The organism is Kitasatospora sp. NPDC059817, from assembly GCF_042731835.1.
Classification (GTDB): Bacteria; Actinomycetota; Actinomycetes; order Streptomycetales; family Streptomycetaceae; genus Kitasatospora.
Genome location: NZ_JBHWIR010000358.1, coordinates 1 through 3,509, shown reverse-complemented (window position 1 = coordinate 3,509; position 3,509 = coordinate 1). Strand labels below are relative to the sequence as shown.

The window sequence follows — 3,509 nt, the reverse complement described above, 5'->3', positions numbered from 1 at the left end:
TCCCATACCAGTGAAGTCAGGATGTTCAAGAGATCACGCAGTGGCCCGCTTTTGATGCGCCGTCCGTGGCCCTAATTTCACCCGTCGACGACACCCCACTCGGTGACGGCGCATCCGGCGTCCCTGCGGGCGACGGCCTCCGTTCCCCCGACAGGGCTGCGGCGGCCGTCCTCGACCACGGTTGCGGAAAACCCTCAGGCTCCGTGCTCCCGGGCCGCCGCGATACCCGCCCGTACCGCTTCCAGCAGGGCTTCCAGGCCCTGCGCCCGCTGCCATTCCTCGGCCGAGTGGTGCCATGTGTGCTGCGTCGCCGGGGCTTCGGGCGGGCCGGCGACGATCTCGACGGTCCGCCTCCCCTTCCGGTCGGGGCCCGTGACCCGCAGGTCCATGTTCTGGATGTGAAACCGCTTCGGACAGCTGCCGAAGACCTCCAGGATCCGGCCGTCGAACGTGTAGAACTCTCTGCCTGCCCTGGCCGTGGTCTCGTCGGTCATGCGGTGACGCTACAGGCGGGGACCGGCGGCCACGCAAATTCACATGACAGCTGCGGCCGGCTCCGCGATCCTTTGCCGATGGCCATGGAACCGGACCTTCTCCGTCTGAGCATCGTCTGCCCACCGCCCGGCGAGGGCGGCGTGGAGGTCCGCCCGTTCGTCAGTGGCCGGGATCTCCTGGCCGACCTGTCCCTCCGTAGCAGGGAATCGGGCGGCCCCCCGTTCGTGGGATCAGGCCCCCGGTATCTCCTGGGCCGGGGCGGGCCGTTGCATGCCACTGGAACTCCCCACGAGGTTCGGCTCGCTCGATCCGGATGCGGCTTTGAGCGGTGCTGCAGTGCTCTGTACGTGACGGTCACGCGCGACGAGGAGCATGTCGTCTGGGCGGGCTGGCGCGACCCGGTCGAGCGGGGCTTCGACCTGCCGGAGTTTCGATTCGCCGCGGAGCAGTACGAGGCCGAGGTCCTGCGAGCCGAGGAGGACCGCGGCTGGGAGTGGCCGGCGGCAGTGGTCGCGACGCTGCTGGAGGCGGGGCTGAGGGGACGCGAGGACTGGCTCGCCAGGTGGGAGTGCGAGGTGGAGGCGGTCTGGGCCTTCCGCGGGGAACCCGATCGGATCGACGTCGTCCTTCGGCATCCCCCTGGCCGGGACGAGACGGATCTGCCTTGGGCCCAGTTCCTGATGCCCCTGCCGATCTCCGCGGACGACCCGTCGGACCAGGCCGAGCGCCTTGAAGCGCAGCTGACCGCAGGCGATCCCCGTGCCACCGCCGAGCTCTGCGGAGGCTACCGGCCAGAGCAAGTGGGCTACCCGTGGCCGTAGCCGGCCGACCCGCTGTTCGTGTGAACGGCAGGAAGAGGCGCGGCTGGGCCTCCTTCTGCCGTGCCGGACACTCCCCGTGCTCGGTCGGCGCCTGAAGACGCGGCCGCGGGGTGCCGGGGGTCGCGGGGAGGGGCTCCTCCGGGGTGACGTCATGACCTGCTCTATCGTTCCCGTACGGATGGGGTGGGACGGGTGAGCGGCCGTGGGCCGGGAAGGGGCGTGCGGTGTCGGGGAGTTCGGGCCGGACGGTCACGGTGTTGGGCGGCGGGGTGGCCGGGCTGACGGCGGCCATGGAGCTGGCGGAGCGCGGCTTCGAGGTGACCGTGGTGGAGCCCTCCGGGTGGGGCGGGAAGGCCCGGAGTGCCTCGGTTCCCGGCACGGGTACCGGCGGGCGGCTCGACCTGCCCAGCGAGCACGGGTTCCGGTTCTTCCCCGGCTTCTACCGGAGCCTGCCGGACACGATGCGGCGGATCCCCCTCCCGGGCTCGCCCTCGGGCGTGGAGGGCAACCTGCGGGAGGCGCCGCAGATGCTGTCCGCCCGGTCGGGGAGGATCGGGGAGACGGTCGTCGACGTGTCCCTGGCCGCCGGTCCGAGGATGCCCCTGCAGATCCTGAAGGCCCGGGGCATGAAGCTGGGCGCCGAGGGGGAGCTGAACGAGGAACTGCTGTACTTCGCCAACCGGTTGCTGGTCTACATGACCAGCAGCACGCAGCGGCGGCTGGGGCAGTGGGAGCAGATGTCGTGGTGGGACTTCACCGCCGCCGACGGCGCCTCCGAGGAGTACCGGAAGGTGTGCGTCGTCGGGGCGACCCGTACGGTCGTGGCGGCCAGGGCGGAGGTGTGCAGCGCGCACACCGTCGGGGGGTTCCTGGAGGCCTTCGGCTACGGCTTCCTCGGCCGGGGCGAGGCCCAGGCCGCCGACCGGGTCCTGAACGCCCCGACCAGCACCGCCTGGATCGACCCCTGGGTGCGGCACCTGGAGCGGCTGGGGGTGCGGCTCGAACTCGGTTGGCAGGTGGAGCGCCTGACGGTGCGGGGCCGCGCCGTCGTCGGCGCCGTCCTGCGCGGCCCGGGCGGCCGGCGGCGGGAGGCGGCCGCCGACTGGTACGTGTGCGCGCTCCCGGTCGACCGGATCGGGACGCTGCTGGAGCGCGGCCTGGCCGAGGCGGACCCGGAGCTGAAGAAGACGGCGCACCTGCGCACCGACTGGATGGTCGGCCTGCAGTTCTACCTCACCGAGCCCACCCCGATCACCCGCGGCCACGTCATCTACCAGGACTCCCCGTGGGCCCTGACCTCCATCAGCCAGGCGCAGTTCTGGGACACCGACTTCCGCGCCACCTACGGCGACGGGACGGTGGCCGACTGCCTGTCGGTCGACATCTCCTCCTGGGACACCCCCGGCATCCTCTACGGCAAGCCGGCCCGCGACTGCACCCGGGCCGAGGTCGTCGCCGAGGTCTGGGCCCAGCTCGCCGACGCCCTCGACGACGGCCGCCGCCGGACCCTCCACGACGGCCTGCTCCACTCCTGGCACCTGGACCCGGCCGTCAAGAACCTCGATGGCCCCGGTCCCGCCACCAACGACGAGGCCCTGCTGATCAACACCACCGGCTCCTGGGCGCTGCGCCCGCTGGCGGGGACGGCCGCGGTGAACCTGTTCATGGCCGGGGACTTCGTCCGCTGCCCGGTGAACCTGGCCACCATGGAGGGCGCGAACCAGAGCGGCCGGGCGGCGGCGAACGCGCTGCTGGAGGCCGCCGGGCACGGCGCCGAGCCGGCCGTGGTCCACGCCCTGTACGAGCCGCAGGAACTGTGCCGCCTGAAGGAGGTGGACGCCGCGCTCTACCGGCAGGGCCGTGCGCACATCCTCGACACCCCGGCGCCCTGGTCCTCCCGCGCCGGGGGCGACCGGCTCAGTACGACCGGTTGACGACCAGTTCGCAGAGCGCGTCGAGGTCGGCGACGGCACCTGGCACCGCACCGGGGCCGTCGGCGAGGCTCCGCAGACGGCGCCGGGCCCCGTCCGCGTGCTCGGCGGCGCGCTCCACCGTCCAGCGCCGGCCGCCGGCCTCCTCCACCAGCCGGGCCAGCTCCGCCTCCCCGGCCCCGCCGGGGCCGGCCCACACCGCGGAGCCGCGGGGCCCAGTCGGCCCCCCCCCCGCGTTGGGAGACACAGGCGCGCCCCACAC

At 73.0% G+C, this 3,509-nt stretch carries 3 protein-coding genes and 1 pseudogene; 2 read left to right on the top strand and 2 right to left on the bottom strand.

Features of this window, described 5'->3' with window-relative positions:
* Window positions 1–194: 194 nt before the first annotated feature.
* Window positions 195–494 (bottom strand): hypothetical protein, encoded by a 300-nt coding sequence (locus ACFV61_RS35140; protein ID WP_380426210.1) that lies wholly within the window; start codon window positions 492–494, stop codon window positions 195–197.
* A 348-nt stretch (window positions 495–842) separates the two neighbouring features.
* Between ACFV61_RS35140 and ACFV61_RS35135 the strand changes: the two genes are divergently transcribed.
* Window positions 843–1,316, top strand: a complete 474-nt coding sequence (locus tag ACFV61_RS35135; protein ID WP_380496170.1) for a hypothetical protein — start codon at window positions 843–845, stop codon at window positions 1,314–1,316.
* Between the two features lie 224 nt (window positions 1,317–1,540).
* Window positions 1,541–3,250 carry an FAD-dependent oxidoreductase gene (locus ACFV61_RS35130; protein ID WP_380496168.1) on the top strand — a complete coding sequence of 570 codons (1,710 nt, stop codon included), beginning with the start codon at window positions 1,541–1,543 and terminating at the stop codon, window positions 3,248–3,250.
* Here ACFV61_RS35130 and ACFV61_RS35125 read toward each other — a convergent pair.
* A pseudogene (locus ACFV61_RS35125) lies at window positions 3,234–3,509 on the bottom strand (hypothetical protein); the annotation flags it as partial. The gene ACFV61_RS35130 and the pseudogene ACFV61_RS35125 overlap by 17 nt on opposite strands.